This window comes from Mesorhizobium sp. WSM4823 (genome assembly GCF_055811195.1).
Genome location: NZ_JBVVQL010000003.1, coordinates 487,573 through 511,539, shown reverse-complemented (window position 1 = coordinate 511,539; position 23,967 = coordinate 487,573). Strand labels below are relative to the sequence as shown.

The following is a 23,967-nucleotide window of genomic DNA, read 5'->3' as shown; positions in this document are numbered from 1 at the left end:
GCCCTGTCCGGTCGTAAGACGGCTTTTGAATGTTAGGAGGAAGCCGGCTAATAAGTTTCGGGCCGAGCGTTTCGGGGGGCGCTGAAGCGTTCACCGGTTCGCCCCCACGACCCACTGTTCCTGGTCGATCAGCGCACCGGTCATCGGCCCGGAAGCGTCGGAGAGCAGGAAGACGGCGAGGTTGGCCACTTCGTCGGCCGCCAGCAGCCGCCCGAAAGGCTGCGACGCGTTCGCAGCGTCGAGCCAGCCCGGGCCAAGCCCAAGCGTCTCAGCCTGCATGATGCGCTCGGCTGGCGTGTCGGTCCAGCCGACATTGATGCCGTTGACGCGAATGCGGTCGAAGCGATGCGCATTGGCGGCGTTGCGGGTGAGGGTAGCGAGCGCGCCCTTGGTGGCCGAATAGACGGCGAGTTCGGGCGAGCCGCAATGCGCGTTGATCGATAGGATGTTGACGATGGCGTCGCCTTGACCTTGCTTGCGCATCTGCGCAATGGCCGCCTGCATCAGGAAGAACGGCGCCCGTGCGTTGACGGCGAACAGCGCTGCCCAATCGTCGAGGCCGGCATCGAGGAACGAGGCGCGGTTGGTCAGGCCGGCGGCGTTGACCAGCGCGTCGAAGCGCCCGAAGCGCCCGACGCATTCCTCCACCAGACGCGCCGGCGCCGTGGCGTCAGCCAGATCGGCGGCGACGAAACTCGTCGGCGTGCCTATCGCTGAAAGCGCCGCTGCGACTTCGGCGCCACGCACCGGCTCACGGCCGGTGACCAGCAGGCCGCCGGCGCCAGCGCGCGCAAGGCTCTCGGCAATCGCCCGGCCAATGCCTTGCGTCGCGCCGGTGACCAGCACCACTTTGCCCTCTAGCCGAAGCTCCATTGCTCCTCCCGGAACAAAGTTTTCATTTTTGTAAATATGGAACGTTAATTCCCGATAGTCAATCGTGTCCGTCCGCGGCGGTGCGGCGCGCGACGACGCCGTGGACAAGGGCCATGCCGACGGCGAGCGAGGCGGCAAGCGAGCGGAAGCCGGCGAAGTCGGATTCGACAACCTCCAGCCATGTGTCCGAGAACTTGACCAGGGGAGAAAACGTGCTGTCGGTTATGGCGACGATGCGCGCCTTTCGCTCATAGGCGACAGCGACGAGATCCGGCGTGATCGAGTTATAGGGGCTGAAGGAGACCGCCAGCACGGCGTCGCTCTTGCCAATGCAGCTGATCTGGTCGAGCGCGGTGGAGCCGACATTGTCGACCAGCACATTGCGCACGCCCTGCTGCGACAAAGTGAGCGAAAGATAAGTGGTGACCGGAAAGGCGCGTTTGCTGCCGATCACATAGATCAGGTCGGCCGCCGCCAGCAGGTCGACCATGCGCTCGAAGCTGGCAATGTCGAAGCTGTTGTCGATGCGGCCGAGCGAAGCCTGAGAGGCGCCGACCATGCCGTTGAGAAAATGCAGATTGGCGTTGGGCTCAGTGGCCGCCCGATCCTGTCCGTCGCGCGCCCGGCCTTCGGGCCAGGAGCCTTTGACATGGTCCTTGAAAAGACCCTGGAAATCGGAAAAGCCGGCATAGCCGAAGATTTGGGCGAAACGAACAAGCGTCGAGGGCTGCACACCGGCCTGCTCGGCGACCTGCGCGATCGTGCCGAGCGCCACGTCGCTCGGATGCTGCCACAGGAAAATGGCAACCTGGCGCAGGCGTTTTGGGAAATGCACGGTACCGGACGACAGCACCGCGCGCAGTTCCTCATAAGTCTGCGGCTTGGTGTAGCCGAGCGCGGCAAGCGAGCGGCCGCGTTTGCGGGTCGCCGCCTCGTCGGCAATGGATCGTCCGGATGATTTTTGTGCTCCGCTCATGATTTCAGGCTAGCGCGATACAATCGTTTTACAATATGAAAATTAGAAATGGTGTTCGAAAGCGGTAGGGTTCGGTAGGGATTGGCGGAAGCTTCTCCAACGTCGTCATCCTAGGGCGAAGCAGGAGCGGAGCTCCGTCGCGGAGACCCTAGGATCCATGCCGCGACGGTTGTCGAGGAATGCAGCGGAAGAGAAGATTCTGCACCGTGGAATCGCTCTGATGTCACGGCATGGATCCTGGGGTCTGCGCCGCGTCCCTGCGCTCCTTGCTACGCCCCAGGATGACGAAGTGATAGGTGGAGGAGCTTGAAAATGGTCTATGCAATCGCTGACGGATCAATGCGCCAACGCCTGAGGGCCGGCATGGTGGGTGGCGGCCGCAACGCCTTTATCGGTGCCGTGCACCGGCTGGCCATGCGGCTCGACGACCAGATCGCGCTGGTTGCCGGGGCATTGTCCTCGGATCCGGAAAACGCGGCCGTCTCCGCCGCCGAGATCGGTATCGTGCCCGAGCGCAGCTATGCCGACTACCGCGAAATGGCGCGCGCCGAGGCGATGCGGCCCGACGGCATCGAAGCCGTCGTCATCGTAACGCCCAACCACCTGCACGCGCCGATCGCCACCGCCTTCCTCGAAGCCGGGATCGACGTGATCTGCGACAAGCCGCTGTCGACGACACTGACTGACGCAGAAGCACTGGTGAGCCTGGCGCGCGCGAAAAACCGTAAATTCGTGGTGACGCTCAACAACACCGGCTACGCCATGGTCCGGCAGGCGCGCGAGATGGTGGCGGCCGGCGAGCTCGGCCGGATCGTCGCCGTGCACGCCGCCTACATCCAGGATTGGCTAACCTTGCCGATCGATGCGGAGGGCCAGAAGCAGGCCGAATGGCGCACCGATCCGGCGCGGGCCGGGCAATCGGCGGTGCTTGCTGACATCGGCGTGCACGCGTTCAACCTCGCAAGCTTCGTCTCGGGGTGCCAGGCCGAGCAGGTCTCTGCCGATCTCTTCACCGCCGTGCCGGGGCGGCGGCTCGACGACAACGCCCATGTGCTGGTGCGCTGGACGGGCGGGGCGCGTGGCACCATCCTGGCCAGCCAGACCTCTCCCGGCCATTACAACGACCTTTCGGTCCGCATCTATGGCGACAAGGCCGGGCTTGAATGGTCGGGCCTGCGGCCTGAAGAACTGCGCTTTTCGCGCCATGGCGAGGAAACGCGCACGCTGGTGCGCGGCGGTCATGGTGCGTCCGAGGAGAGCCGGCGTGTGTCGCGCATGCCGGCAGCCCACCCGGAAGGTTACATCGAGGCGTTCGCCAACCTCTATCGGGACGCCGTCGATATCATCCGCGCTCATCGCGCCGGCGAAGCGGTTGATGCCGTCCGCGCGGCGCGGGTGCCCGATGTCGTCGACGGGGCCCGTGGCGTGAAATTCGTCGCGGCGGCCGTTGCCTCGAGTTCCGCCGGTGGAGTGTGGGCGCCGGCTTTGTTTCCCTGAGTGCCGAGAATTTAGGTTCGAAGGACGGCAGTGGCCGGCACTTGGCATCGGTCAGCGCGCGGATCGATCCGGGCGCGCAAAATAGTTGCCGTGAAAGCCAAAAGGGATGTGATGCGGGACGGAGACCCGGGCGCGTTCGGCGAGCGTCGCGGCGTCGAGCACGAGCAGGAATGACGTGCCGGCGCCGACATCGAGGACGACAGACAACAGGACGCCATCGTCTTCCTCCACGCCGGCCGGCCGCGCCACATAAACAGGCTCGCCAGCATAGCAGCCCGGTTCGGCCCAGGTCGTCACGGTCGCCGGCGCGGTGGCTGAAAGCTCGATCTTGGCTATGGTGTCGAGAAAACTGTCCGGTTCACTTTGCCTGGCTCCCCATACGCAGCGGTACGATCTGCCGGCGCGGCGGGAATAGTCGATGCGCGGCAATTCGATGCGCGTGCCGCAGAGCGGTTCCGGCTCGATCTCGACAGCCGCAGAAGGATTGCCGTCGAGCGGAATGCGGTACCGCGTCAAGGTCGAGGTCGGATTGACCTGCGCTCCGGAGCGCAGCCGGTCGAGGCGCAGCTCGTCGATGATCCTCGCATCAGGATAGGCGAGGAGGTCCACCAGCAGCGCACCGTCCGCCTCGAAGGCATTGACGTGGTGAAAGCAGAAGCACGGCGCCGCCCTGGCACGGGCGGCGACAGCACCGGTCGACTTATCGATCACGGTGAACAATGTGCCCAACTCCGGCTGCCAGCGATAGTTCGTGATGAAGGGCTTGCCGAACAGGGCGAGCTTGAGCGGGTTCACCCGAAGCGGAAACTCCGTCAGCACCAAATAGCGTTCCGACATGCCGAAGGAATGCATGTAGCTCGGTCGATCAACGGGCAATTCGGCCAGGACACGCTGCACGCCGCTTTCGTCGACGAACAGGCGATACGTGCTGCGGCGCCCCATCTCGATAACGTAGGAGTAGCCGCGCTCGCCGTCGCTGTGCGGGTGCGCAGTCGAGATCTGCCCCTTGATCGCCCGACTGAATTGGAGCCCGCCGTGCGTTTTGAGCGTGCGTGGATCGAAGCGGATCGGCATCGGCGTCTCGGTCAGCGCCACGATCTCGCCGGCCAGCACCGACACATTGACATTCGCATTGTCGGTCAGTTTCGGATTGAAGATCGCCATGACGCGGCCAAAGATCGTGCGGCACGGATCGGTCATGAATTCGCCGCGCGCGATGCGACCCTTCTCCATCGCCTCGCAATAGGATTGCGAGCGGATGAAGCGGTTGGAATAGCGGACCGTGCCATCGCTGAAGTTGAAGGCGTGGAGCATGGCGAGACCGTCGAACCAATGCGTGTAGGTCTGTCGACCAACCTCGAATTTCGCAGGGCCGGTCCGGATCAGGCTGCCGGTGAGCCATGCCGGCAATTCGCCTTCCGCCTGCAACGGCAGTTGATCGACCTCCTGTTCGAGTGTGGTGAAGCCCAGTGCATAATGGCCATTCGCTTCTGGCATTCCAGCCTCCTTCGCTTTGCCTCTGGTGCCTCCGCCCCTGCAGCTAAACGCGTCAGCGTCGCCGATGTTTCGCATCCGAGCCGTGGAGCCGGACTGCCTGCTGCGAAGTTCCCGATAGCAGCGGGATCAATCCGCTTCCCCACCAGGTCGCCGATCTTTTTTGTGATCGAGACAGAACCGCGTATGACGCGGTTCTGGACGCCATGGGCCGTCGTCGCGACGGTGAATCTTCGTCATCCGCCCATACGCCCCGCGAGCTTTGGCGAGGCTCGCACCATTGCGGACATTTTTTTAAAAGTTCTGTGCGCGGATTTCGGACTACTTCATCAGCTAGTGCCCCCCCTTGGGGGGTAGGCAGCCTTCCCATTGCGGGTGGGCCTCGCTGGCAGTCGTCTCCGCCGCCATCTGCATGCGTCTGTGTTGGAGGCGTTATTCGATCACGAAATCCTATTCCGTCAGTAACTCGAATTTCGCCATCTCGGTCAGTTGCCGAGGTTGCCGCCCAGGAAGGAGCCTGCCCGTAATCCTCACGTAGGCTCCGTTTGTCATGTGAGCCCTATCTGCAGTTTCATAGTCTTCCGCCGACAGAGCCGCTCTGGCCCTAACCGTTTCGCCTTCGTCGGGTAGCAGAAGGGATAGTATCACGTTGCCGGATCGACGGCCGTCCGTGCCCATTTCGCCATCCAAGCGCTCCACAGTTCCAATAAACGTGTCGTCACTATGCTGCTCGACGGACTTTAGCTCCCGCCTCACATCCTCGATGCGTGCAAAGTAGTCCCTCTGGATAGCGATTGGTCCTAGGTGCAAACTTTGAGGGACTTTGCGAAGTGGCGACCATTCAATCATAACTTCGAGCGAGTTGTTAATAATCTCATCCTGCATCCCTCCAATTGCCTCGCACAGGTTGGCAGATAACAGCGGAGCTCGTGAGCTTTTAACTTCGTCAACAAGGTCGTCCAACCTATCGGTCTCTATCGCATTGGTTAATTGTTGTAACGCCCTCTGCAAAGAAAGCGTCACGCTCCTAACGAACGGTTGATCACTATCGCTAAGCTGCAAACTGCCTTGCACATCCATCGAAAGGATGGGGCAGGACACCTGGAGGACGAAGCTGCCTTCCTCGGTCTGGCCAAAACGGGACTTGTCGACAAGCTGTGTAGCTTCAGTAAGGGTGAGGCGCGGATGGTTTGCCCGAGGACGCACAACTGTACACGCCGCCGCCTTCAAGAGTTTTTCGGTACTCGCGACGACCGAAGAAGCGAAGTGCAATGGTAGAGAATTGCCCTGAAAATCCGAGAACAGTCTCAACCTCAGTATGTCGTCTCTAACTGCGTTTACTCTGTAAATCAGAGACCTAACGCTGTCTCGTCCCATTTCAGAAAACTTCTCGATCACGTTCATCACGGACTCGGTATAGTCCGGTGCATTCATGTCCATTGGGTACGCGAGTTGACGTTTTGGAAAATTTCTACTCTCAAGAACATACAGGCGGTCTCGTAGTCCGCGCTCAACGACTGTCCACCCTTGCGATTTGAGAAAATCGCGCAAATCAGTCGGGGTGATTGTTTCGCCGGTACTCATGCGTCTGCACCCTGATAAGCGAGCGCTTCGTTTCTGGAAAACGTTCCCATGAGTTCTAAGAGCCCAGTTGCGTCGAAGCGCTGGTGTTTGGGCAAATAGACCGTCTGAGCTGTGGCATTCTCTGAAGCAGGAGCCCCCCGAAGGCTGACCCAGTATGCGCATTTTCGAAGGGAAAGGGCGTTGTCGGTATGTTCTAGCCACTCTGCCTGTTTACTAGGCATAAACAAAACGACCAGAATTCGTGGCGTAGAAACTGTCTTGGCACGCAAATCATCATACCGCCCGAGCCCCACCAAGCTGTAGGACAAAGTGTTTTTGATCGCGTTTGGCGCTTTTGTTGAAGCCTTAAGTTGGACTTTTATGTCAACCTCAGTCTTGTAACCCCCGTTGGGAAAGGGCGCCCAGCCGGTGAGCTTTGCGTCCACTCCCGCGTTATCCTCATGCCTTGTCACACCCATGCAGGATACGCCCGCACACGACGCCACCGCGTGCAGGTATGCGTAGCTAAGTTCCGACTCGATGTTTTGGGACGTCAGGGGCAGCATGTATCCAAATCACTGGGCCATTGCTCGGGAAGTTAGGCTACATCAAAAGTTATTAAAAGTACGCTGGGGCGTGTTGGCCTTCCGAGGCGATGCTCCTCTGCCGGACGCATGAGGCTGTGCAGTCTTCGCTGCTGGACGTCCTATCCCGCTTAAGGATCCCGAGGGGTTCGCCAGGGCGCTGCAGATGCTGGACGAGATGTTGCCCACGAGACTTCTTGAAACGAAGGCGTGGGCCGATGTCCTGTCAGATTTCCGCAAGGTGCTTGAGGCGGAAGAGGAACTCGGCGACTACTGACTTGTGCACCCATACATATGCATATTGCATAGTTTTGGGCGTGAGGTGGTCGAGGGCAGGTGGTCCAAAGCCAGCTCACGTCATTCCTGCATGACCTTCTCGTACACGTGCGCGCAGTATCCGCAAAGGTTGGGATAATCCGAGTTGTATTCGTGAATGTCGATACTCGTTCCACACCTAAAGCAATCCCCACCCACGGTTTCTTGGCAGTTAAAACAGACGTCGACTTCACCAGATTGCACATATGCGTGTACGCCACACTCTGGGCACGTCGCAATCGGAGAGCTTTCTCCATCCCTAGCAGCAGAGTAGCTGTCGACCTCGTAGCTGGCTTCAACCACCATTTCGATAATCTTATCGCTCTCCAACTCCTCACCGCACTGGGAACACTTTCCGCGCACCCATCCGGGAGAAGTGTTGTCACGATCAGCTTGCCCGATGAGCGACGAACCACACTCCCTGCACGACATCCTGTCTAGGTCGCGAACCTCAGCTGGCCACTCGACGCGCTCTAGGCTGTCCACGCAACCTTTTTGCACCTTCTCGAAGGCTGCGGTCTCCTCAAGTATCGTGTCCCATACACCCGACAATGCTTCTTGAGGGTCTTCACCCAGGGTCTCGAAGAAGTCGATTAACATCGGGAACGAGGACGCGATCGCCTCCCGAAGGGCACCTTCAGGCGCTCTAAGATGATAATGCTCAACGTCATTGCGAAACCGCTGCAACTTCTCAACGTCAGCTTCGGGCCAAGAGAGGGCGAATGCTTTGAAGCGCTTTTTGAGCTGTGCGAAATCAACAGTGGTATGGCCGACAACCTCGTGACCAACTCCCCCTTCTCCATCGGGAACCGGCTCGAACTTTGCACCAATGACGTCCATAGGATCGGCATCAGGAGCCGCTCGGACCAAGCACTCCTTCGCGAGGAGGAGAAGGCCAGCATAGTAGTTGCGCGCGGCGCTGATCATCCGCGCGTCGGACCCCTCTCGAAAATCCTCGACACCCAGCACAATGGACGTGACCGCGTTGTCGTAAATCTCAGTCATGAACAGCCCTGCTAGTTGTCTTGCGCGATCTCACAGACTAGGTGCTGGCGAGGCTTGGGTACTCAGCGTGGGTACGCAGAAGCAGCCTCAATTTTCTCAAGTTTCTGTTTTTGCTTAAAAAAATACAGTATGACAATCCGCTGGTGGAGCTGAGGAGGATCGAACTCCTGACCTCGTCATTGCGAACGACGCGCTCTCCCAGCTGAGCTACAGCCCCGTCCAGCGGATGGGCGCATTTATCGGGGGCGGCGGTTTCCTGTCAAGACGGTGTTCTGCCCAAAAAGCCGCGCGGCCTGCCCTCCGCGCGGCCTGCCGCGGACAGCGGCTCTTGCTGCTTTCGCCCGTAATGGCTACATGTCGGCAACAATCGGAGACCGGCATGATAGCTCTCATTCAGACCATTGTCCTGGCGCTTGACATTTATTGGTGGATCATCATCGCTTCGGCGATTTTCTCCTGGCTCTACGCCTTCAACGTCGTCAACTCGCGCAACCAGTTCGTCGATAGCGTCAGCAACATGCTCTTCCGGCTGACCGAGCCGGCGCTGCGGCCGATCCGCCGCTTCTTGCCCGACCTCGGCGGGATCGATATTTCGCCGATTATCCTGCTTCTGATCCTGTTCTTCCTCCGGCAGTTTCTGCTCACCACGCTGGCGCCGCTGGTCGTCTGACCGGTCATTCCATGACTGGGCCGTTTCGCCCGCGTAACGACGGCGTCGACCTGTTTGTCCGGCTGACGCCGAAAGCGGCGATGGACAGGCTGGAAGGCATCGAGGTTTCGGCGGACGGGCGAAGCCATCTCAAGGCCCGCGTCCGCGCCGTGCCGGAAAACGGCGCCGCCAATCAAGCGCTTGAACGGCTGGTCGCCAAGGCACTGGGCGTGCCGCGATCGGCCGTCTCGGTCGTCACCGGTGGCACGGCCCGGCTGAAGACACTGCGCGTCCTCGGCGATCCGGCTGCGCTGGCGAAAAGTGTCGAGCTGCTCAGCGACGCCTGAAGCGTCAGCTGGCTTCAACGAACGCTGAAGCCAACCTGGCGAGCAAGGGATAGATGGGCAAGCCGGATAGATGGGCCGGTCTCTACACCAGCCCGCGCTTGGCCATCATCGCTTCGGGCGAAGGCATCTTGCCGCGGAAGGCGGTGTAGAGCTCTTCCGGGTCCTTCGAGCCACCCGCGGCATAGATGTTCTTCCTGAGCCGCTCGGCCAGCGCCGGATTGAACGGGTCGCCGGTCTCCTCGAAGGCGGCGAAGGCGTCGGCGTCGAGCACCTCCGACCACATGTAGGAATAGTAGCCGGCCGAATAGCCGTCGCCGGAAAATATGTGGCCGAATTGCGGGGTGCGATGGCGCATGGCGATGGTGTCGGGCATATCGAGCTTCTGAAGCGTTTCGGCTTCGAAACGAAGCGGCTGGTCCGGCGCATCCGGCCGCGCATGGTAGGCCATGTCGACCAGTGCCGACGCAGTGAATTCGACTGTGGCGAAGCCGGCGCCAAAGGTGCGCGCCGCCAGCATCTTGTCGACCAGCGCCTTCGGCATCGGCTTGCCGGTCTTCACGTGCAGCGCATGCTTTTCCAATACCGCCGGCACCGTCAGCCAGTGCTCGTAGAGCTGTGAGGGCAATTCGACGAAATCGCGGCTGACCGAGGTGCCGGCGACCGAAGGCCAGGTGACGTCGGTCAGCATGCCATGCAGCGCGTGGCCGAACTCGTGGAACAGGGTCTTTGCCTCGTCGACCGACAACAGTGCGGCCTCGCCTTCCGGCGGCTTGGCGAAGTTCATGATGTTGTAGATGACGGGCTTGGAGCCATGGCCAAGCTTGTAGCCGGATTTCAGCGCGCTCATCCACGCGCCGGAGCGCTTCGAGGGCCGCGCGAAATAATCGGCCAGGAACAGCCCGCGCTCGCTGCCATCGGCATTTTTCACTACGAAAACACGGGCGTCAGGGTGCCAGGTGGCGATGCCTTTCTTCTCCTCGAAGGTGATGCCGAACAATTTTGTCGCCACGTCGAAGCAGGCGTCGATGACGCGGTCGAGCTGCAGATAGGGCTTCAGCTCGGCCTCGTCGAAAGCGAATTTCTCGGCGCGCAGCTTCTCCTGGTAGAAGCGCCAGTCCCAGGCAGCGAATTCTTCGTTACTGCCGGCCTTGGCCGCCAGCCGCTGCAACTCGGTCTGGTCGCTTGCGGCCTTCTCCAGCGCCTTTTTCCACACCGGATCGAGCAGCGCATGCACCGCCTCCGGCGTCTTTGCCATGGTGTCGTCGAGCTTCAGGGCGGCGAAGGAAGCATAGCCGAGCAGCTTCGCTTTTTCGGCGCGGAGCTTCAGCATGTCGCGCACCACGGTGGTGTTGTCGCTGTCACCACCGTTCTGGCCGCGCATGGTAAAGGCGCGGAAGGCGATCTCGCGCAGGTCGCGGCGCTCGGAGAAGGTCGAGAACGGCTCGTAGATCGAGCGTGACAAAGTGACGGCATAGCGGCCCTTCTGGCCGCGCATTTCGGCGGCTTCGGCCATCGAGCTTTTCAGGAATTCCGGCAGGCCGGCAAGATCGGCCTCGTCGAGGAACAGTGCCCAGTCGCGCTCGTCGGCTAGCAGATTCTGGCCAAATGTCGTGCCGAGCGACGACAGTTCCTCATTGATGGCCGCCAGCCGCTTCTTGCCTTCGGCGTCGAGCTTGGCGCCGGAGCGGACGAAACCCTTCCAGGTCTTCTCCAGCACCCGCAGCGTCTCGGCATCGAGCTTCAGCGCCTCCCGGCGCTGGTAGAGGTCGTCGATGCGGGCAAACAGCCTGTCGTTCATCGAGATCGCCGAGAAATGCCTCGACATCTTTGGCGAGATCTCGCGCTCCAGCGCCTGGATCGCCTCGTTGGTGTGGGCGCCGGCCCGGCACCAGAAGATCGACGAGACCTGGTCGAGCGCCTCGCCGCCAAGCTCCAGCGCCGCGAGTGTGTTCTCGACGGTCGGCGTCTCGGCATTGCCTGATATTGCCTCGATCTCGGCCTCATGCGCCTTCAATGCCGCATCGAAAACCCCGGGAAAATCGCCGTCGCCGATGCGGGTGAAATCGGGCAGGCCGAGCGGGCCTTGCCAAGCGGTCAGCGGATGGGCGGCGAGGTCGACGGCTTTTGTGGACGGCATGGACAAATCTTTCGCTGAGATGGCTGTAGAAGCAGGGCGGGATCATCACCGATGTAAGGCGCCGACTTGCCGCACGCAATATCGCGGCTGGCCAGTACCCGCCTCAGTAGCCGTCGCAGTTTTCCGCGATCGCCGCCTGCGAACTGGCGGTGATACGGTTGTCGGCGATCGCGAAGGTTTCCTGCATCAGCATGTCGTTGTTGGGGAAATCATAGCAGGCGATCACCGTGGTGACGCCGCCCTCGGTTTTCTCGATCCGATGCCGGATTTCAGCCCCAGCGACAGCGCCTTTCCATTCGTCGATCGCGGCGATGAACTCCTGCTTGGTTTGGACGACGCCGAGGTCGTCGAGTTTTATCCGGACGTCGTCGGCAAGCAGGTCCGACAATTCCGTGCGATCGGCGACCAGCAGCGCCGCATACCAGCGGCCGATGAGCGCGCCGTCATCGGCGCGCGCGGACATGACTGAAAACAGCAACGCCGCTACGGCGAAGGCGATCGGACAGCATGCCATGCAACCTCCTATGTGATTTCCGGCCGCTCGAAGTCACCGGTGTCCTTGTTCATCACCCAGAGCTCGCCGGTCGAGATGTCGAACCAGGCGCCATGCAGCGACAGCCGTCCCTTGCCTTCCAGGATCGAGACGCAGGGAAAGGTCCTGAGGTTGGCGATCGAATAGCGGATCGAGATGCGTTCCAATGCGGTCTGGCGCTCCGTCGCCGTCATGAAGGTGCTGGAGGACACGGTCTCGGCCGCCGGCGCGATCAGGCTCATCCATTTGCCGATGAAGTCACCGGGCGACAAGGGCGCGGCCGTGCTGTCGAGTGCTGCGCGGATGCCGCCGCAGCGGCCATGGCCCATCACCACGATGTTCTTCACCTTGAGGCTCTGGACGGCGAATTCGAGCGCCGCCGAGGTCGAGTGGAACTGGTCATCGGGCGCATAGGGCGGCACCAGATTGCCGACATTGCGCAGCACGAAGAGTTCGCCAGGGCCGGCGTCGAAGATTGCCTCGGGGGCCGCGCGGGAGTCGCAGCAAGCGACGATCATCGTTTCGGGGGACTGGCCCTCGCGAGCGAGCGAGCGATAGCGCCCGCTTTCGGCGAGATAGCGGCCGCTCATGAAATTTTGGTAGCCGGTGAGCAGATGGTCGGGAAGGTGAGGCATGGGCAGCGTCTGGAGCCTTTCCGGGTTGGGCGGCAGCTCTTTTAAGTCAGGAAGGCTCTAGCGGCAAAAGCCGGTCGCGAGCAATGCCGAATTGCACAGGACTGCAATTGTCATGCTGGAAGGCCTCATTCGGCCTTCGCCGATGCGGTTGCCTCAGGAAATTCATGCCCAGATGGCGACAGGAATGCCAAAACGATCGGCGAGCGGCGGATCCGGAAACGGCCTTGCCTCACCGCTGGCGATGCGGCCGGCGATCAGCATCATCACCGCGGCGTCGAGAAAGTCGTCAGCAGCCGCACCGCGCGGCGGGGCGCGATCGAGAAAACTTTGCTCAAAGCCGTGCCGGCAAAGCAGCGCCTTGCGTTCCGCCATGCCGGCCAGGTTGACGGCGCCTTTGATCTTCTTCGGCAAGTGCATTGCCTGATCGTTATTCAGCCGGCAGAAGGCGACCTCCGGATGCGATTCGAACACGCGGCTGCGCAGTTCGGGACGCGCGATCAGCACGGCATCGATCTCGCGGATCTTGGAAAAGATGCCGAAGGCCTGGATCGAGACGCCACGCGGCGGATCGGAGGTCGCCTTCGCCACTTCGCTTGCCCGGCGATGGGCGGCATACCAGGCCTCGACCGTGGTGAATCCATCTGTATGCGCGTAAAGCGCTGCACGCGAAGGGATGGCGAAGACGCTGGATTGCCTGTTACCGAGCAGCGGCCGCACCAGCGCCTCCGGCCCGCGTCCGCCTCTTTGCGAAAGATCGGGCAGGCCGATCGGCATGTCGACGGCGACCGTCGCATCGGCCGGCAATGCGTCGAGAAGTGCTGCGAAGCTTGGAAAAACGGCCACCGAGGGTGCCCCATCGGGGTTACGAAGTATCGAACCGGGGCTACGAAGTGTCGAACCGGGGTTACGAAGTGTCGAACCGGGGTTACGAGGTGTCGAACCGGAGTTACGAGGTGTCGAATCGGGATCGCGGCAAACGGCGATCCAGCCGGCCTTGCAGCCATCGACGCCGACAAGGACGCGGCTGCCGTCCGAAGTCACGCCCTTTTGTCCCGCCCCGGATGCAGGAGATGGCGAAGCTGCACCATCGCCATCGGGTGCGACAGGCTCTGTGCATCGGTTTCGAGCTGCAATTCGTCGCCGCCGCGTTTGGCGGTGCGCGCCAGGATCTCGTAGACCGCCGCCGTGGTCGACTGCAGCGCCTTGATTGCCGGCTGGCCGGACAGGATGCGTGCCAGATAGACGGCCGCCGTCAAGTCGCCGAGCCCATTGGGCGGCTTGTAGATGAGGCGATGTTCGGCCAGCAGCGCCTGGTTGCCGTTGAGCAGAAGATTGCCGGTGCCGCCGGCCATCATCGCCGGCGCCGAGGTGACCAGCATGGTCGGCGGCCCGGCATGAAGGGCGGCCGCCATCACCGTTTTCAGATCGGGCAGCGGCGCTCCCGCCATCCATTCCAGCTCGTAGCGGTTGGGCGTGGCGATGTCGGCGATCGGCATCAGCCGGTCGCGCATGGCGATGGCGGTGGTCTCCGGTACATAGAGCCCGCCCGAATCGCCCATCACCGGGTCGCAGATATAGACGGCATCCGGCGTCTTCGCCTTGACCGCGCCGACCAGCGAGGCGACGGCGTCGGCCTGGCCGCCTTCACCGAGATAGCCGGACAGCACCGCGCCGACCTCGCCCAGCCACGGCGCGCGCTCGAGATCGGCCATCAGCGCCTTGAATTGATCGAGCGGCGGCACGATGCGCGTCGCCCGTCCATGGCCGGGATGCCAAGGCAGGATGACGGTCGGCACCGCCCACACCGGAAAGCCCAGCGTCTCCAGCGCAAAGACCGCGGCGCGGTTGCCGACCGAGCCGCGCGCGACATGGCTGGAGATGACGATGACCGCGCGCGGCGCGCCTTGTTCTTCGGTGTTCACGAGTTTCCTAACTTTGGGTGATGAAAAGCACGAGCCAGATCAACAGGCCAACGGCGATAATGAGCCCTAGTGCCCGGCCAATGCGCGTGCCCCAATATTCGATCGGATCCGACCGGTCGGCATCCACTGCTGCGACGTCATCGCGCGCGTCCTTCGCGGCTCCGCTAGTGAACGAGGTGCCGCCTGGGTCGGTCTCACGTGCCACGCGCTCGATGATGCGGCGCGATTCGTCGTCGCTGTCCTGGCGTCCCGCCATGGCGAATGTCCTGTTTTCGCGGCGACTTTAACCCGTTCGCCCGGCCAATCACAGGGCCTCGCGGTGGATGATAAAGAACCAGTAACGCTTCCACGCGGAGATCATGTTCTTGGGCGCGGATTGTGGTAATGCTTCGCCTGTCAGTCTTATTGAGGGATCTTACCATGCTTGCCCAGCGTCTTTCCTCTCCTTCCGTCTTCCGCAACCTGCCAGCCTTGCTGATGATGGCGATCGTGCTGCCGCTGCTTGCCGGCTGCGGTTACAACACCATCCCGACGGCGGAGGAAAACGCCAAGGCCGCATGGAGCCAGGTGCTGAACCAGTACCAGCGCCGCGCCGATCTCATTCCCAATCTGGTCGAAACGGTCAAGGGCTATGCCGCGCACGAGAAGGATACGCTCGATGCCGTGGTCGAGGCGCGCGCCAAGGCGACGCAAGTGACGGTGACGCCGGAAACGCTGAGCAATCCGGAAGCCATCAAGAATTTCCAGGACAGCCAGGCCGGCCTGACCAGCGCGCTGTCGCGGCTGCTAGCAGTGGTGGAGAATTATCCCGACCTCAAGGCCAACCAGAATTTTCTGGCGCTGCAGGCGCAGCTAGAAGGCACCGAAAACCGCATCGCGGTCGCCCGCCGCGACTATATCCAGGCGGTGCAGGAGTACAATCTGACGCTGAAGACCTTCCCGTCGGTGATTTGGGCCACCCTGTGGTTCCGTGGCAACCAGCCGTTTGCCAACTTCACCATCGCGGAAGACAAGATGCAGACGCCGAAGGTCGATTTCGGCACGACGCAGGGCGGGTGATGAATAGCTAGTGAGCGTGGTCCCTATTGGCCTTGCACTCCGTCGCACCCCCCTCTGTCCTGCCAGACATCTCCCCCGCAATGGGGGAGATTGCCAGCCTCTGCGTTCCGTCCACCCCTGCAACATTCAAAGTTGGCGAAAGCCAATGCGATAGTCGATCTCCCCCATTGCGGGGGCGATGTCCGTCAGGACAGAGGGGACGAAACGCCAGCCTTGCATTCCTGCCGGTCGTTCTAGCCGTTCTCTACGTAGCCCTCTTTCTGCCCCTCACCGCCCTTGCCGCAGAATTGCCTGCGCTGACCGGGCGGATCGTCGACAATGCCGGCATCCTCGATGCCGCGACCGAGGCGGCGCTGACCCGGAAGCTTGCGGATTTCGAAGCCAAGGGCTCCGACCAGATCGTCGTCGCCACCGTTCCCAGCCTCGACGGTGAGGAGATCGAGCCCTACGCCAACCGGCTGTTCCGCGCCTGGAATCTCGGCCAGGCCGGCGAGGACAATGGCGTGCTTTTGCTGGTGGCGCCGAACGACCGCAAGATGCGCATCGAGGTCGGCTACGGGCTGGAAGGCACGCTGACCGACCTGCACACCAAACTGATCATCGAAAACGACATGGTGCCGGCCTTCCGCGACGGCGATTTCTCCGGCGGCATAGTCAAGGCCGTCGACGACATGGTCATGGTGCTGGAAGGCAATCCCGAAGAGCTGGAAGCGCGCGGCGAACGCAACCAGCAGGCGCCGTTCAACGCCGACGATCTGTTCTTCACGGTGTTCATCGCCATCTGGGCGCTCATCTTCTTCGGCAGCATCGCCGCCTCCATCCTGCCGCCGATCTTCGGCCAGAAGATCGGACCTGGCCGCTATCGCTGGCTGGGCATGACTTTCGAGCCGAGCCGGCGGTCGTCCAGCGGTTGGTCCGGCGGCGGCTGGTCGTCAGGCGGGGGAGGCTGGTCCTCAGGCGGTGGCGGCTTTTCGGGTGGCGGCGGCTCGTCCGGTGGCGGCGGCTCTTCGGGAAGCTGGTGAGAGACAACATGGCGACACGACCGATCAGCCCCGAGGATCATGACCGCATCGCCGAAGCGATCCGCGCCGCCGAGACGAAGACCGACGGCGAAATCTACTGCGTCGTGGCGCATGCCAGCGACGGCTATTTCTTTCCGGCGGCCTTCATGGCGACGCTGGCCATGCTCGTCGTCAGCCTCGCGGTCAGTTACGGGTTGGAAGTGTGGTGGCTGTCGATCCGCGTACCGCATTTCGTCATTGCCCAGCTCCTGGCGATGGCCTCGGTGCTCATCCTGTTGTGGGCGCTGCCCGGCTTGCGCATCCATCTGGTGCCGAGACGGCTACGCTACCAGGCCGCGCACGCCAACGCGATAAAGCAGTTCCTTGCCCGCAACGTCCATCGCACCACGGCGCGCACCGGCGTGCTGGTCTTCGTCTCGGTTGCCGAGCGCTACGCCGAAGTGGTCGCCGATAGCGGCATCGACAGCCGTGTCGGCCAGGATGTCTGGGACAGTGTCGTCCGCGACCTTACCGCGCATGCCGGCGACGATCGTCTCGCCGATGGCTTCATCAAGGCAATCGAAGCGACGGGCGCGGTGCTGGCGGAGCATTTCCCGGTCTCGGCCGGCGACAGCAACGAGCTGGACGATCATCTGGTCGAAATCTGAGGGCCTGCCTGTAAACGCTACTCTGCCGGACGCCTGACGCGCATTTTCAGACAGGGTCTTTGTGCGTCGCGGGACCTTCCGATCGCCTGTGCGAAAGCGTCGGAGCCGCTTACCGGACTCTTGCAATCGGGCGATGCCGGTTTATGGTTAACCAATCATGAAGACGCTGAGCATCGACATCAGAAAAGCCGAGCCGCGCGACGCAAGCGCCATCGCCGACGTGCACCTGCTGGCCTGGAGCGGCGCCTATGCCGGCATCATCCCGCACCGCACGCTGACATCGATGATCAACCGCCGCGGCGCCGACTGGTGGGCGAACGCAATCCGTCGTGCCGCCACCGTTCTGGTCGTCGAGATCGGCGGCAAGATCGCCGGCTACGCGACGATCGGCAAGAACCGCGCCCGCGAGCTCAAGCAGCAGGGCGAGATCTACGAACTTTACGTGCGCCCGGAATATCAGGGCATCGGGCTCGGCAGCCGGCTTCTCTCAGCCGCACGAGCGCGACTGGCCGACCACGGGCTGAAAGGCATGGTGGTGTGGGCGCTGGAGGACAATCAGAACGCACTCACCTTCTATGCCGGCGCCGGTGGCCGCGACGTCGCCGAGGGCGTCGAGATCTTCGAGCAGAAGGCCCTGAAGAAGGTCGCCTTCGTCTGGGAATGACTTAGCTTCGTCATCCCAGGGTCTGCGTTCCGCTTCGCAATCAGTACCATTCGCCGCATTGCACCATGCGCCACCGCCCGCTATCGGTTTCCAATCGAAAGAGGGACAAAAGCCATGCGTATTGAAGCCATAGCCATCGGAAAGAACCCGCCGGAGGACGTCAACGTCATCATCGAGGTGCCGATCGGCGGCGAGCCGATCAAGTACGAGATGGACAAGGAGGCCGGCACGCTGTTCGTCGACCGTTTCCTGCACACCTCGATGCGCTATCCCGGCAATTACGGCTTTGTGCCGCACACGCTGTCGGGCGACGGCGACCCGATCGACGTGCTGGTCTGCAACACGCGCGCGCTGGTGCCGGGCTGCGTCATCAATGTGCGGCCGATCGGCGTGCTGGTGATGGAAGACAATTCCGGCCAGGACGAGAAGGTCATCGCGGTGCCTTCGCCCAAGCTGACGCTACGCTACCAGAACGTCACCGAATACACGCAGCTGCCTGACATCACGCGCGATCAGGTTCAGCATTTCTTCGAGCACTACAAGGATCTCGAGCCCGGCAAATGGGTCAAGATCGAGGGCTGGCACGATGCCGCCTATGCCAAGAAGATGATCGTCGAGGCGATCGAGCGGGCGAAGAAAAACAAGTAGGCCACGCCCGAAGGACGAACAATGGGCTGTCGCAACCGTTGAGATTGGCCAAAGCCTCTGAGCTTCGTCATCCTGGGGCGGAGCAAGGAGCGTAGCGACGCAGCGCAGACCCCTGGATCCATGCCGTGACGTCAAGGCGCCGCAACGGTGCAGAATTCTGGTCCGCTGCGCACTTCGTTGATGTCACGGAATGGATCCCAGGGTCTGCGCTCCGCTTCGCGTCGCTCCACCCAGGGATGACGAAGTCAGTTGTCGACGCGGCCGAAGGCGGGGACGTCGCCGACCGTCACGCGCACGTCCGTGCCACAGGCGAAGCTCCGCGCCTTCTCGTCGGCGAGCTTGCGCGCCTCATCATTGGCGGCGGGATTGCCGGTGGCCAGCACCAGCGCGACCGTACAGCCGTCATACTTCTCCGGCTGGGAGACCTTGGCGACGACCAGCACCTCGGTCGATTTGTTCTCGTCCTCGGGATTGCTGATCGAGCGGCGGTGGATGACCGCGAAGGGAACGGCGAGATCGCCGTTCGTCTCGATGCGCCATTCGAGCCTGGGTCCAGCCGAATTGAAGCCGACGAAGCTCTCCCAGACCGTGGTCATGTCGCTGGACGGAAAACCATAGAAAAGCGATTCGCGCGCATCGTCGTAAGCGATCAGCACCGGGTAGCCACGATAGCCCGAACAGGTGAGGCTCGCCCAGTCGCCATCGCCTTCCTCTGCCTGCGCATAGGTCACGCAGTCCTTGTTCGCGTCGAGATCGGTGTAGGCGCTGGAAATATCGCCGGCCTGGGCAGCCTGGCTGAGGGCGGCGAGGGCAAGCGGGATCATCAAAAGAGCACGCATCGCAGGCAACTCCGTTTCGGGCTGCCGCAGCGTAGCGCATGACCCCGAAAATCGAAACCGATTTCGGAAAGGATCATGCGCAGAATCAAAGTGTTACAGCGTCCTTTGCGCGTCCGAAAGGACGCGCGGCGCTGTAATTCAAACGCTATTTCTTCAAGCTCGCTTCGATCAGGAGGTCGGCGTTGCGGGCGACGGATTTCGCCGGTCCGCCGGCGCCGAACAGCTGCCCGCTGATATAGGCGCCCTCGATCAGAAGCAGCAGCCCGTCGCCCAGCGTATCGGCGTCGCCGGCACCCATCGCCGCCGCCATGGCGCGCAGGCGTCTTCGCAATTCCTGCTTGTTGGCCTCGCTCACCACGCGGGCCGGATGGCCGTGCTCGGGATATTCGACGGCCGCATTGGTCATGCCGCAGCCGCGGTAATCGGGTCTTTGCGTGCGCTTGCCGATCCTGGTCAGGAAGGCGGCGATCTGCGCGCGCGGATCGCCGGGATGGGCAGCGACCGCCTCGTCGAAGCGGGCCCAGAATTCGAGGTCGTATTGCCGCAGATAGGACGCGGCCAGTTCGTCCTTGGACGGAAAGCTGCGGTAGAGGCTGGGCTTGGTGACGCCGGCACGCCGTACGATCTCGTCGACGCCGATCGCCCTGATGCCTTGCCGATAGAACAAGTCGCGGGCCACGCGAAGGATTTTCTCGCCGGCCCTAGGCAAGGCTAACCCGCGAGGGTCCTTGATGGACGTTTCAATATTTTTGTCCGATGGCATGCAACAAACTCACTTGACAATGTTACTGACCGGTACGTATTGATGGCTTCAAGCAATTGCAACGTACCGGTCAGTAACATGATAGCTCAATCCCGCCCGTTTGGCCAGCGCTACGCTTTCGTCGTGGTCGCCGTCATTTTCCTCTGCCTGTTGATCGCGGCGGGCCTGCGGTCGGCGCCGGCCGTCATGATGCTGCCGCTGGAGGAGAGTTTCGGCTGGCGGCGCGATGTCGTCTCGCTCGCCGCGGCGATAGGCATCTTCCTCTACGGCCTGACCGGGCCGTTTGCCGCGGCACTGATGGAACGGATCGGGCTGCGCCGCACGCTACTGGCATCGCTGGTGGTGATGTCAGGCTCGACGGCGCTCAGCCTGTTGATGACCGAGCCGTGGCACCTGCTCCTCACCTGGGGCGTGTTTTCGGGGGTCGGTTCCGGTGCGGTCGCTACAGTACTTGGCGCCACCATCGTCAATCGCTGGTTCAAGACCAATCGTGGCCTGGTGATGGGACTGATGTCGGCCTCCGCCGCCACCGGCCTGCTGGTGTTTCTGCCGCTGCTCGCCGCGCTCGCCCAATGGGGAGGCTGGAAGCCGGTCGCCATCGCCATCGCGGTCGCCACCGCCTGTCTGGTGCCGCTGGTCTGGCTGCTGGTGCCGGAGCGTCCGGCTTCTATCGGCATGGTGCGCTACGGCGCTGACGCCGACGACGTGCCGCCGGTTCCGCCGGCCTCGCAGGGCAATTTCCTCACGCACACGCTCAGCACGCTGCGCCGTTCCGCTGGCACCCGCGTGTTCTGGTATCTGTTCGCCACCTTTTTCATCTGCGGCTTCACCACCAATGGGCTGGTCGGCACGCATCTGATCGCGTTTTGCGGCGACATGGGCATCGGCCAGGTGCAAGCCGCCGGCCTGCTGTCGCTGATGGGGATCTTCGACCTGATCGGCACGACGCTGTCGGGCTGGCTCACCGACCGCTTCGATCCCCGCAAGCTGCTCGGCGTCTATTATGCGATCCGCGGCCTGTCGCTGATCTATCTGCCCTATTCCGGTTTCTCGTCGACCAGCCTGATCATCTTTGCCGTGCTCTACGGATTGGATTGGATCGCCACCGTGCCGCCGACACTCAGACTGTCGAACGAGGCGTTCGGCGACCGCAGCGGGCCGATCGTCTTCGGCTGGATCGTCGCCGGCCACCAGGTGGGTGCGGCGACCGCTGCTTTCTTCGGCGGCACCATGCGTGAATTGCAGGGCAATTACGAGCTTGCCTTCCTCATCGCCGGCATGACGGCAATAGCCGCAGCCTGTATCTCGCTGTTGATCAACACCAGCAGGCCGGCATTCGACCCGGAACCGCAAGCGGCTTAAGGTGTGGCGGCTGATCGCTAATCTCCCCCTCGAGGGGGAGATGGCCGCGAAGCGGCCAGAGGGGGTCGGTCGGACCGGGCTCGGTCTCTTTTTGCAGACGTAGGAGGTGGGCGCTCCACGCAAGACGACCCCCTCTGTCACCTCCGGCGACATCTCCCCCTCGAGGGGGGAGATCGCCTGCTTGTCGATTGTTATGAAACCTTCATGGTTTCGAGATGCGGCTGAAACATTGACGCTGGAGCCTGGCGGCGACGTTCAACGCCATCCAGGAGACAGCCATGAACAAGATTTCGCGCCGCGCTTTCGTCACGTCGGCGAGCGCCATTGGCCTCGTCGGAGCCTCGGGCCTCGCGCTGCCCTATTATTCGCGCGCCAATCAGCGGCCGGCATTCACCCATGGCGTCCAGTCCGGTGACGTCGACGCAACCAGCGGCATGATCTGGACGCGCACCGATCGCCCGTCGCGCGTCATGTTCGAAGTCTCCTCGACCGAGAATTTCGCCAACGCCGTCCGCCTTGCGCCGCTCGATACCTCGCCGGCAAGCGACTACACGGTGAAGCGGCTGCTCACCGACCTCGCCTCCGATCAGGACATCTTTTATCGCATGACAGCGGCCGATCTCGCCGACATCAACGCCGTCTCCGAGCCGATCGTCGGCCGTTTCCGCACGGCGCCCGCCTCGAAACGCAGTATCCGGTTTGCCTGGTCGGGCGACACCGCCGGCCAGGGTTGGGGCATCGACGACACCGGCATGAAGACCTACGCTACGATCGGCACGCATACGCCCGACTTCTTCCTGCATTCCGGCGACACCATCTACGCCGATGGCCCGATGAAGGACGAGGCGGACCTGCCCGGCGGCGGCAAGTGGAAGAATACCGTTCTCATCGACGAAAAGCGCAAAGTTGCCGAGACGCTGGACGAGTACCGGGGTCAGTGGAAGTACAATTTGATGGACAGGAACGTGCTGGGGCTCAACGCCATCTGCCCGACCTTCTACCAGTGGGACGACCACGAGGTGGTGAACAACTGGTCGGATTCGAAGGACCTGAGCGCCGACGAACGCTACTCGGAAAAATCCATTCATGTGCTGGCAGCACGCGCGGCGCGCGCCTTCCACGAAATGACGACGATCCGCTACGAGCCGTCGGAACCCGGCCGCGTCTATCGCAAGATCGCCTATGGGCCGCTGCTCGACGTGTTCTTCCTCGATATGCGTTCCTATCGCGGCGCCAATGGCCCTGACATGCAGGATACGGTGACGCCGCAATCGCGCATCCTCGGCGAGCAGCAGACGCGGTGGCTGAAGCGCGAACTGGCAAACTCCAACGCGACCTGGAAAGTCATCGCCGCCGACATGCCACTCGGTCTCGTCGTCTGGAACGATGCCACGGAGAAGGCCGGCGCCGAGGCTGTCAGCAATGGCGACAATGGCCCGGCCAAGGGCCGCGAGCTGGAAATTGCCGACCTCCTTCGCTATATAAAGAACGCCGGTATCAGCAACACCGTCTGGCTGACCGCCGACGTGCATTACACGGCGGCGCATTACTACAATCCTGACAAGGCGCAGTTCCAGGACTTCAATCCGTTCTGGGAATTCGTCTCGGGTCCGCTCCACGCCGGCACTTTCGGCCCCAATGATTTCGACATGACCTTCGGTCCGGAGCTGAAATTCATCAAGGCGCCGACAGCCGAGCAGGGCCAGAACCTGCCGCCCTCAGCCGGCCTGCAGTTCTTCGGCCTCGTCGACATTGACGGCGCCACCGAACAGATGACGGTGCGGCTGATGGATCGCGACGACAACGAACTCTACAAGATGACGCTCGATCCGGTGCGGTCGGCGTGAGAAGACATCCTTGGGCGGAGCGAACGCGAAGCGGAGCGCAGATCGAAAGTCTATGCCGAAACGCGACGTCGCTTCGCTCCTGCTACGCCCGGGATGACGACCGCCGTCGGCGGCTATCAATCCGGGTAGCAAACTGCCGGAATCTTAGGCCAGACCGCGCTGTCGCAGCCGGCATTTTCCTGCCTCTGCTTGAAGGCGGCGCTGACCGGTCCGGTAACCACCGGGTCGACGCCATCGGGAGCATCGGCAAAACGCTGTTCCGCCAAACGCGTATCGGACGGCACGGCAAGGCCTGCCTCCAGCGTCGCGGCCGAGTGCGCCGCGCCTGCCGCAACGAGGACGGCGAGGGCAGCCCATGCGAGGATTGGCCGATATCCGATGCCCGTTTTGCTCATGAAATTCGAACTGTCCCGACCGCGAAAGGTTCCGCTTTAGTTAATAATTTCATTTCACACCAAGACGCTTAAGATTTGGTGACCATGTATTTGGTGGCACGCCTCCTCTTTCGCAATTGCGAAAAACCCTGTATGAGCCGCCCAACCGAAAGAGGCAGCGCCTTTTGGCCTGCTGCCTGCAACGCTCCCGAG

25 protein-coding genes and 1 tRNA gene are annotated in these 23,967 nt (G+C 62.3%); 10 read left to right on the top strand and 16 right to left on the bottom strand.

Annotated features, from left to right (window positions below):
* Positions 1–90: 90 nt before the first annotated feature.
* Together AC0L26_RS11210 and AC0L26_RS11205 are read right to left on the bottom strand one after the other, a co-directional pair.
* Positions 91–873, bottom strand: a complete 783-nt coding sequence (locus tag AC0L26_RS11210) for an SDR family oxidoreductase (protein WP_473632564.1) — start codon at positions 871–873, stop codon at positions 91–93.
* Positions 874–931: 58 nt separating this feature from the next.
* A complete protein-coding gene (locus tag AC0L26_RS11205; RefSeq protein ID WP_473632563.1) occupies positions 932–1,849 on the bottom strand; it encodes a MurR/RpiR family transcriptional regulator in 918 nt (305 codons plus the stop codon).
* A gap of 312 nt (positions 1,850–2,161) precedes the next feature.
* Here AC0L26_RS11205 and AC0L26_RS11200 point away from each other — a divergent pair, with 312 nt between their 5' ends.
* Positions 2,162–3,346: a Gfo/Idh/MocA family protein gene (locus AC0L26_RS11200; protein WP_473632562.1), complete on the top strand. Its 1,185-nt coding sequence runs from the start codon at positions 2,162–2,164 to the stop codon at positions 3,344–3,346.
* A gap of 51 nt (positions 3,347–3,397) precedes the next feature.
* On the opposite strand, the gene AC0L26_RS11195 is transcribed toward AC0L26_RS11200, so the two are convergent.
* The 5 genes from AC0L26_RS11195 to AC0L26_RS11175 form a co-directional block, all read right to left on the bottom strand.
* Positions 3,398–4,843 (bottom strand): carotenoid oxygenase family protein, encoded by a 1,446-nt coding sequence (locus AC0L26_RS11195; RefSeq protein ID WP_473632561.1) that lies wholly within the window; start codon positions 4,841–4,843, stop codon positions 3,398–3,400.
* Positions 4,844–5,290: 447 nt separating this feature from the next.
* Positions 5,291–6,424 (bottom strand): hypothetical protein, encoded by a 1,134-nt coding sequence (locus AC0L26_RS11190; protein ID WP_473632560.1) that lies wholly within the window; start codon positions 6,422–6,424, stop codon positions 5,291–5,293.
* Positions 6,421–6,969, bottom strand: a complete 549-nt coding sequence (locus AC0L26_RS11185) for a DUF4365 domain-containing protein (protein WP_473632559.1) — start codon at positions 6,967–6,969, stop codon at positions 6,421–6,423. The genes AC0L26_RS11190 and AC0L26_RS11185 overlap by 4 nt, the downstream gene beginning before the upstream one ends.
* A 375-nt stretch (positions 6,970–7,344) precedes the next feature.
* Positions 7,345–8,307, bottom strand: a complete 963-nt coding sequence (locus tag AC0L26_RS11180) for a hypothetical protein (protein WP_473632558.1) — start codon at positions 8,305–8,307, stop codon at positions 7,345–7,347.
* 141 nt (positions 8,308–8,448) lie between these two features.
* Positions 8,449–8,524, bottom strand: a tRNA-Ala gene (locus AC0L26_RS11175).
* Positions 8,525–8,686: 162 nt separating this feature from the next.
* Between AC0L26_RS11175 and AC0L26_RS11170 the strand changes: the two genes are divergently transcribed.
* Positions 8,687–8,977: a YggT family protein gene (locus AC0L26_RS11170; RefSeq protein ID WP_473632557.1), complete on the top strand. Its 291-nt coding sequence runs from the start codon at positions 8,687–8,689 to the stop codon at positions 8,975–8,977.
* 11 nt (positions 8,978–8,988) lie between these two features.
* Positions 8,989–9,303: a DUF167 family protein gene (locus AC0L26_RS11165; RefSeq protein ID WP_473632556.1), complete on the top strand. Its 315-nt coding sequence runs from the start codon at positions 8,989–8,991 to the stop codon at positions 9,301–9,303.
* An 82-nt stretch (positions 9,304–9,385) separates the two neighbouring features.
* Here AC0L26_RS11165 and AC0L26_RS11160 read toward each other — a convergent pair whose 3' ends face one another.
* From AC0L26_RS11160 to AC0L26_RS11135, 6 genes are all read right to left on the bottom strand, one after another.
* The gene (locus tag AC0L26_RS11160; RefSeq protein ID WP_473632555.1) at positions 9,386–11,440 is read right to left on the bottom strand and encodes a M3 family metallopeptidase; all 2,055 of its coding nucleotides are present in this window, start codon (positions 11,438–11,440) and stop codon (positions 9,386–9,388) included.
* Between the two features lie 103 nt (positions 11,441–11,543).
* Complete coding sequence (locus tag AC0L26_RS11155) at positions 11,544–11,954, bottom strand: nuclear transport factor 2 family protein (RefSeq protein WP_473632554.1); 411 nt, start codon at positions 11,952–11,954, stop codon at positions 11,544–11,546.
* Positions 11,955–11,962: 8 nt separating this feature from the next.
* Positions 11,963–12,607, bottom strand: coding sequence for a carbonic anhydrase (locus AC0L26_RS11150; RefSeq protein WP_473632553.1), 645 nt, complete (start codon positions 12,605–12,607; stop codon positions 11,963–11,965).
* A gap of 162 nt (positions 12,608–12,769) precedes the next feature.
* Positions 12,770–13,648 carry a DUF429 domain-containing protein gene (locus AC0L26_RS11145; protein WP_473632552.1) on the bottom strand — a complete coding sequence of 293 codons (879 nt, stop codon included), beginning with the start codon at positions 13,646–13,648 and terminating at the stop codon, positions 12,770–12,772.
* Positions 13,645–14,529, bottom strand: a complete 885-nt coding sequence (gene pdxY, locus AC0L26_RS11140) for a pyridoxal kinase PdxY (RefSeq protein ID WP_473632551.1) — start codon at positions 14,527–14,529, stop codon at positions 13,645–13,647. The genes AC0L26_RS11145 and pdxY overlap by 4 nt, the downstream gene beginning before the upstream one ends.
* 7 nt (positions 14,530–14,536) lie before the next feature.
* Positions 14,537–14,785, bottom strand: coding sequence for a hypothetical protein (locus AC0L26_RS11135; protein WP_473632550.1), 249 nt, complete (start codon positions 14,783–14,785; stop codon positions 14,537–14,539).
* Positions 14,786–14,949: 164 nt separating this feature from the next.
* On the opposite strand from AC0L26_RS11135, the gene AC0L26_RS11130 reads away from it, so the two are divergent.
* The 5 genes from AC0L26_RS11130 (at position 14,950) to ppa (ending at position 18,569) form a co-directional block, all read left to right on the top strand.
* Positions 14,950–15,588 carry a LemA family protein gene (locus AC0L26_RS11130; RefSeq protein WP_473632549.1) on the top strand — a complete coding sequence of 213 codons (639 nt, stop codon included), beginning with the start codon at positions 14,950–14,952 and terminating at the stop codon, positions 15,586–15,588.
* Positions 15,589–15,755: 167 nt separating this feature from the next.
* Positions 15,756–16,610, top strand: a complete 855-nt coding sequence (locus AC0L26_RS11125) for a TPM domain-containing protein (RefSeq protein WP_473632548.1) — start codon at positions 15,756–15,758, stop codon at positions 16,608–16,610.
* Between the two features lie 8 nt (positions 16,611–16,618).
* Positions 16,619–17,257: a TPM domain-containing protein gene (locus AC0L26_RS11120; RefSeq protein ID WP_473632547.1), complete on the top strand. Its 639-nt coding sequence runs from the start codon at positions 16,619–16,621 to the stop codon at positions 17,255–17,257.
* A gap of 157 nt (positions 17,258–17,414) precedes the next feature.
* Complete coding sequence (locus AC0L26_RS11115; RefSeq protein WP_473632546.1) at positions 17,415–17,921, top strand: GNAT family N-acetyltransferase; 507 nt, start codon at positions 17,415–17,417, stop codon at positions 17,919–17,921.
* A 114-nt stretch (positions 17,922–18,035) separates the two neighbouring features.
* Positions 18,036–18,569 carry an inorganic diphosphatase gene (ppa, locus tag AC0L26_RS11110; RefSeq protein ID WP_473632545.1) on the top strand — a complete coding sequence of 178 codons (534 nt, stop codon included), beginning with the start codon at positions 18,036–18,038 and terminating at the stop codon, positions 18,567–18,569.
* A 245-nt stretch (positions 18,570–18,814) separates the two neighbouring features.
* Here ppa and AC0L26_RS11105 read toward each other — a convergent pair whose 3' ends face one another.
* Positions 18,815–19,408, bottom strand: coding sequence for a hypothetical protein (locus AC0L26_RS11105; protein WP_473632544.1), 594 nt, complete (start codon positions 19,406–19,408; stop codon positions 18,815–18,817).
* A 145-nt stretch (positions 19,409–19,553) separates the two neighbouring features.
* Positions 19,554–20,171, bottom strand: a complete 618-nt coding sequence (locus tag AC0L26_RS11100) for a TetR/AcrR family transcriptional regulator (RefSeq protein ID WP_473632543.1) — start codon at positions 20,169–20,171, stop codon at positions 19,554–19,556.
* Between the two features lie 78 nt (positions 20,172–20,249).
* Between AC0L26_RS11100 and AC0L26_RS11095 the strand changes: the two genes are divergently transcribed.
* Positions 20,250–21,533, top strand: a complete 1,284-nt coding sequence (locus tag AC0L26_RS11095) for an MFS transporter (RefSeq protein WP_473632542.1) — start codon at positions 20,250–20,252, stop codon at positions 21,531–21,533.
* A 278-nt stretch (positions 21,534–21,811) separates the two neighbouring features.
* Positions 21,812–23,380: an alkaline phosphatase D family protein gene (locus AC0L26_RS11090; RefSeq protein WP_473632541.1), complete on the top strand. Its 1,569-nt coding sequence runs from the start codon at positions 21,812–21,814 to the stop codon at positions 23,378–23,380.
* A 116-nt stretch (positions 23,381–23,496) separates the two neighbouring features.
* Here the strand turns inward: AC0L26_RS11090 and AC0L26_RS11085 are convergent, their stop codons facing one another.
* Positions 23,497–23,775: a hypothetical protein gene (locus AC0L26_RS11085; protein WP_473632540.1), complete on the bottom strand. Its 279-nt coding sequence runs from the start codon at positions 23,773–23,775 to the stop codon at positions 23,497–23,499.
* Between the last annotated feature and the right edge of the window lie 192 nt (positions 23,776–23,967).

Bases quoted from the DNA above. Each gene is read 5' to 3' on its own strand.
- AC0L26_RS11210 (WP_473632564.1), bottom strand. From the start codon at position 873: ATGGAGCTTCGGCTAGAGGGCAAAGTGGTGCTGGTCACCGGCGCGACG.
- AC0L26_RS11205 (WP_473632563.1), bottom strand. From the start codon at position 1,849: ATGAGCGGAGCACAAAAATCATCCGGACGATCCATTGCCGACGAGGCG.
- AC0L26_RS11200 (WP_473632562.1), top strand. From the start codon at position 2,162: ATGGTCTATGCAATCGCTGACGGATCAATGCGCCAACGCCTGAGGGCC.
- AC0L26_RS11195 (WP_473632561.1), bottom strand. From the start codon at position 4,843: ATGCCAGAAGCGAATGGCCATTATGCACTGGGCTTCACCACACTCGAA.
- AC0L26_RS11190 (WP_473632560.1), bottom strand. From the start codon at position 6,424: ATGAGTACCGGCGAAACAATCACCCCGACTGATTTGCGCGATTTTCTC.
- AC0L26_RS11185 (WP_473632559.1), bottom strand. From the start codon at position 6,969: ATGCTGCCCCTGACGTCCCAAAACATCGAGTCGGAACTTAGCTACGCA.
- AC0L26_RS11180 (WP_473632558.1), bottom strand. From the start codon at position 8,307: ATGACTGAGATTTACGACAACGCGGTCACGTCCATTGTGCTGGGTGTC.
- AC0L26_RS11170 (WP_473632557.1), top strand. From the start codon at position 8,687: ATGATAGCTCTCATTCAGACCATTGTCCTGGCGCTTGACATTTATTGG.
- AC0L26_RS11165 (WP_473632556.1), top strand. From the start codon at position 8,989: ATGACTGGGCCGTTTCGCCCGCGTAACGACGGCGTCGACCTGTTTGTC.
- AC0L26_RS11160 (WP_473632555.1), bottom strand. From the start codon at position 11,440: ATGCCGTCCACAAAAGCCGTCGACCTCGCCGCCCATCCGCTGACCGCT.
- AC0L26_RS11155 (WP_473632554.1), bottom strand. From the start codon at position 11,954: ATGGCATGCTGTCCGATCGCCTTCGCCGTAGCGGCGTTGCTGTTTTCA.
- AC0L26_RS11150 (WP_473632553.1), bottom strand. From the start codon at position 12,607: ATGCCTCACCTTCCCGACCATCTGCTCACCGGCTACCAAAATTTCATG.
- AC0L26_RS11135 (WP_473632550.1), bottom strand. From the start codon at position 14,785: ATGGCGGGACGCCAGGACAGCGACGACGAATCGCGCCGCATCATCGAG.
- AC0L26_RS11130 (WP_473632549.1), top strand. From the start codon at position 14,950: ATGCTTGCCCAGCGTCTTTCCTCTCCTTCCGTCTTCCGCAACCTGCCA.
- AC0L26_RS11120 (WP_473632547.1), top strand. From the start codon at position 16,619: ATGGCGACACGACCGATCAGCCCCGAGGATCATGACCGCATCGCCGAA.
- AC0L26_RS11115 (WP_473632546.1), top strand. From the start codon at position 17,415: ATGAAGACGCTGAGCATCGACATCAGAAAAGCCGAGCCGCGCGACGCA.
- ppa (WP_473632545.1), top strand. From the start codon at position 18,036: ATGCGTATTGAAGCCATAGCCATCGGAAAGAACCCGCCGGAGGACGTC.
- AC0L26_RS11105 (WP_473632544.1), bottom strand. From the start codon at position 19,408: ATGCGTGCTCTTTTGATGATCCCGCTTGCCCTCGCCGCCCTCAGCCAG.
- AC0L26_RS11100 (WP_473632543.1), bottom strand. From the start codon at position 20,171: ATGCCATCGGACAAAAATATTGAAACGTCCATCAAGGACCCTCGCGGG.
- AC0L26_RS11095 (WP_473632542.1), top strand. From the start codon at position 20,250: ATGATAGCTCAATCCCGCCCGTTTGGCCAGCGCTACGCTTTCGTCGTG.
- AC0L26_RS11090 (WP_473632541.1), top strand. From the start codon at position 21,812: ATGAACAAGATTTCGCGCCGCGCTTTCGTCACGTCGGCGAGCGCCATT.
- AC0L26_RS11085 (WP_473632540.1), bottom strand. From the start codon at position 23,775: ATGAGCAAAACGGGCATCGGATATCGGCCAATCCTCGCATGGGCTGCC.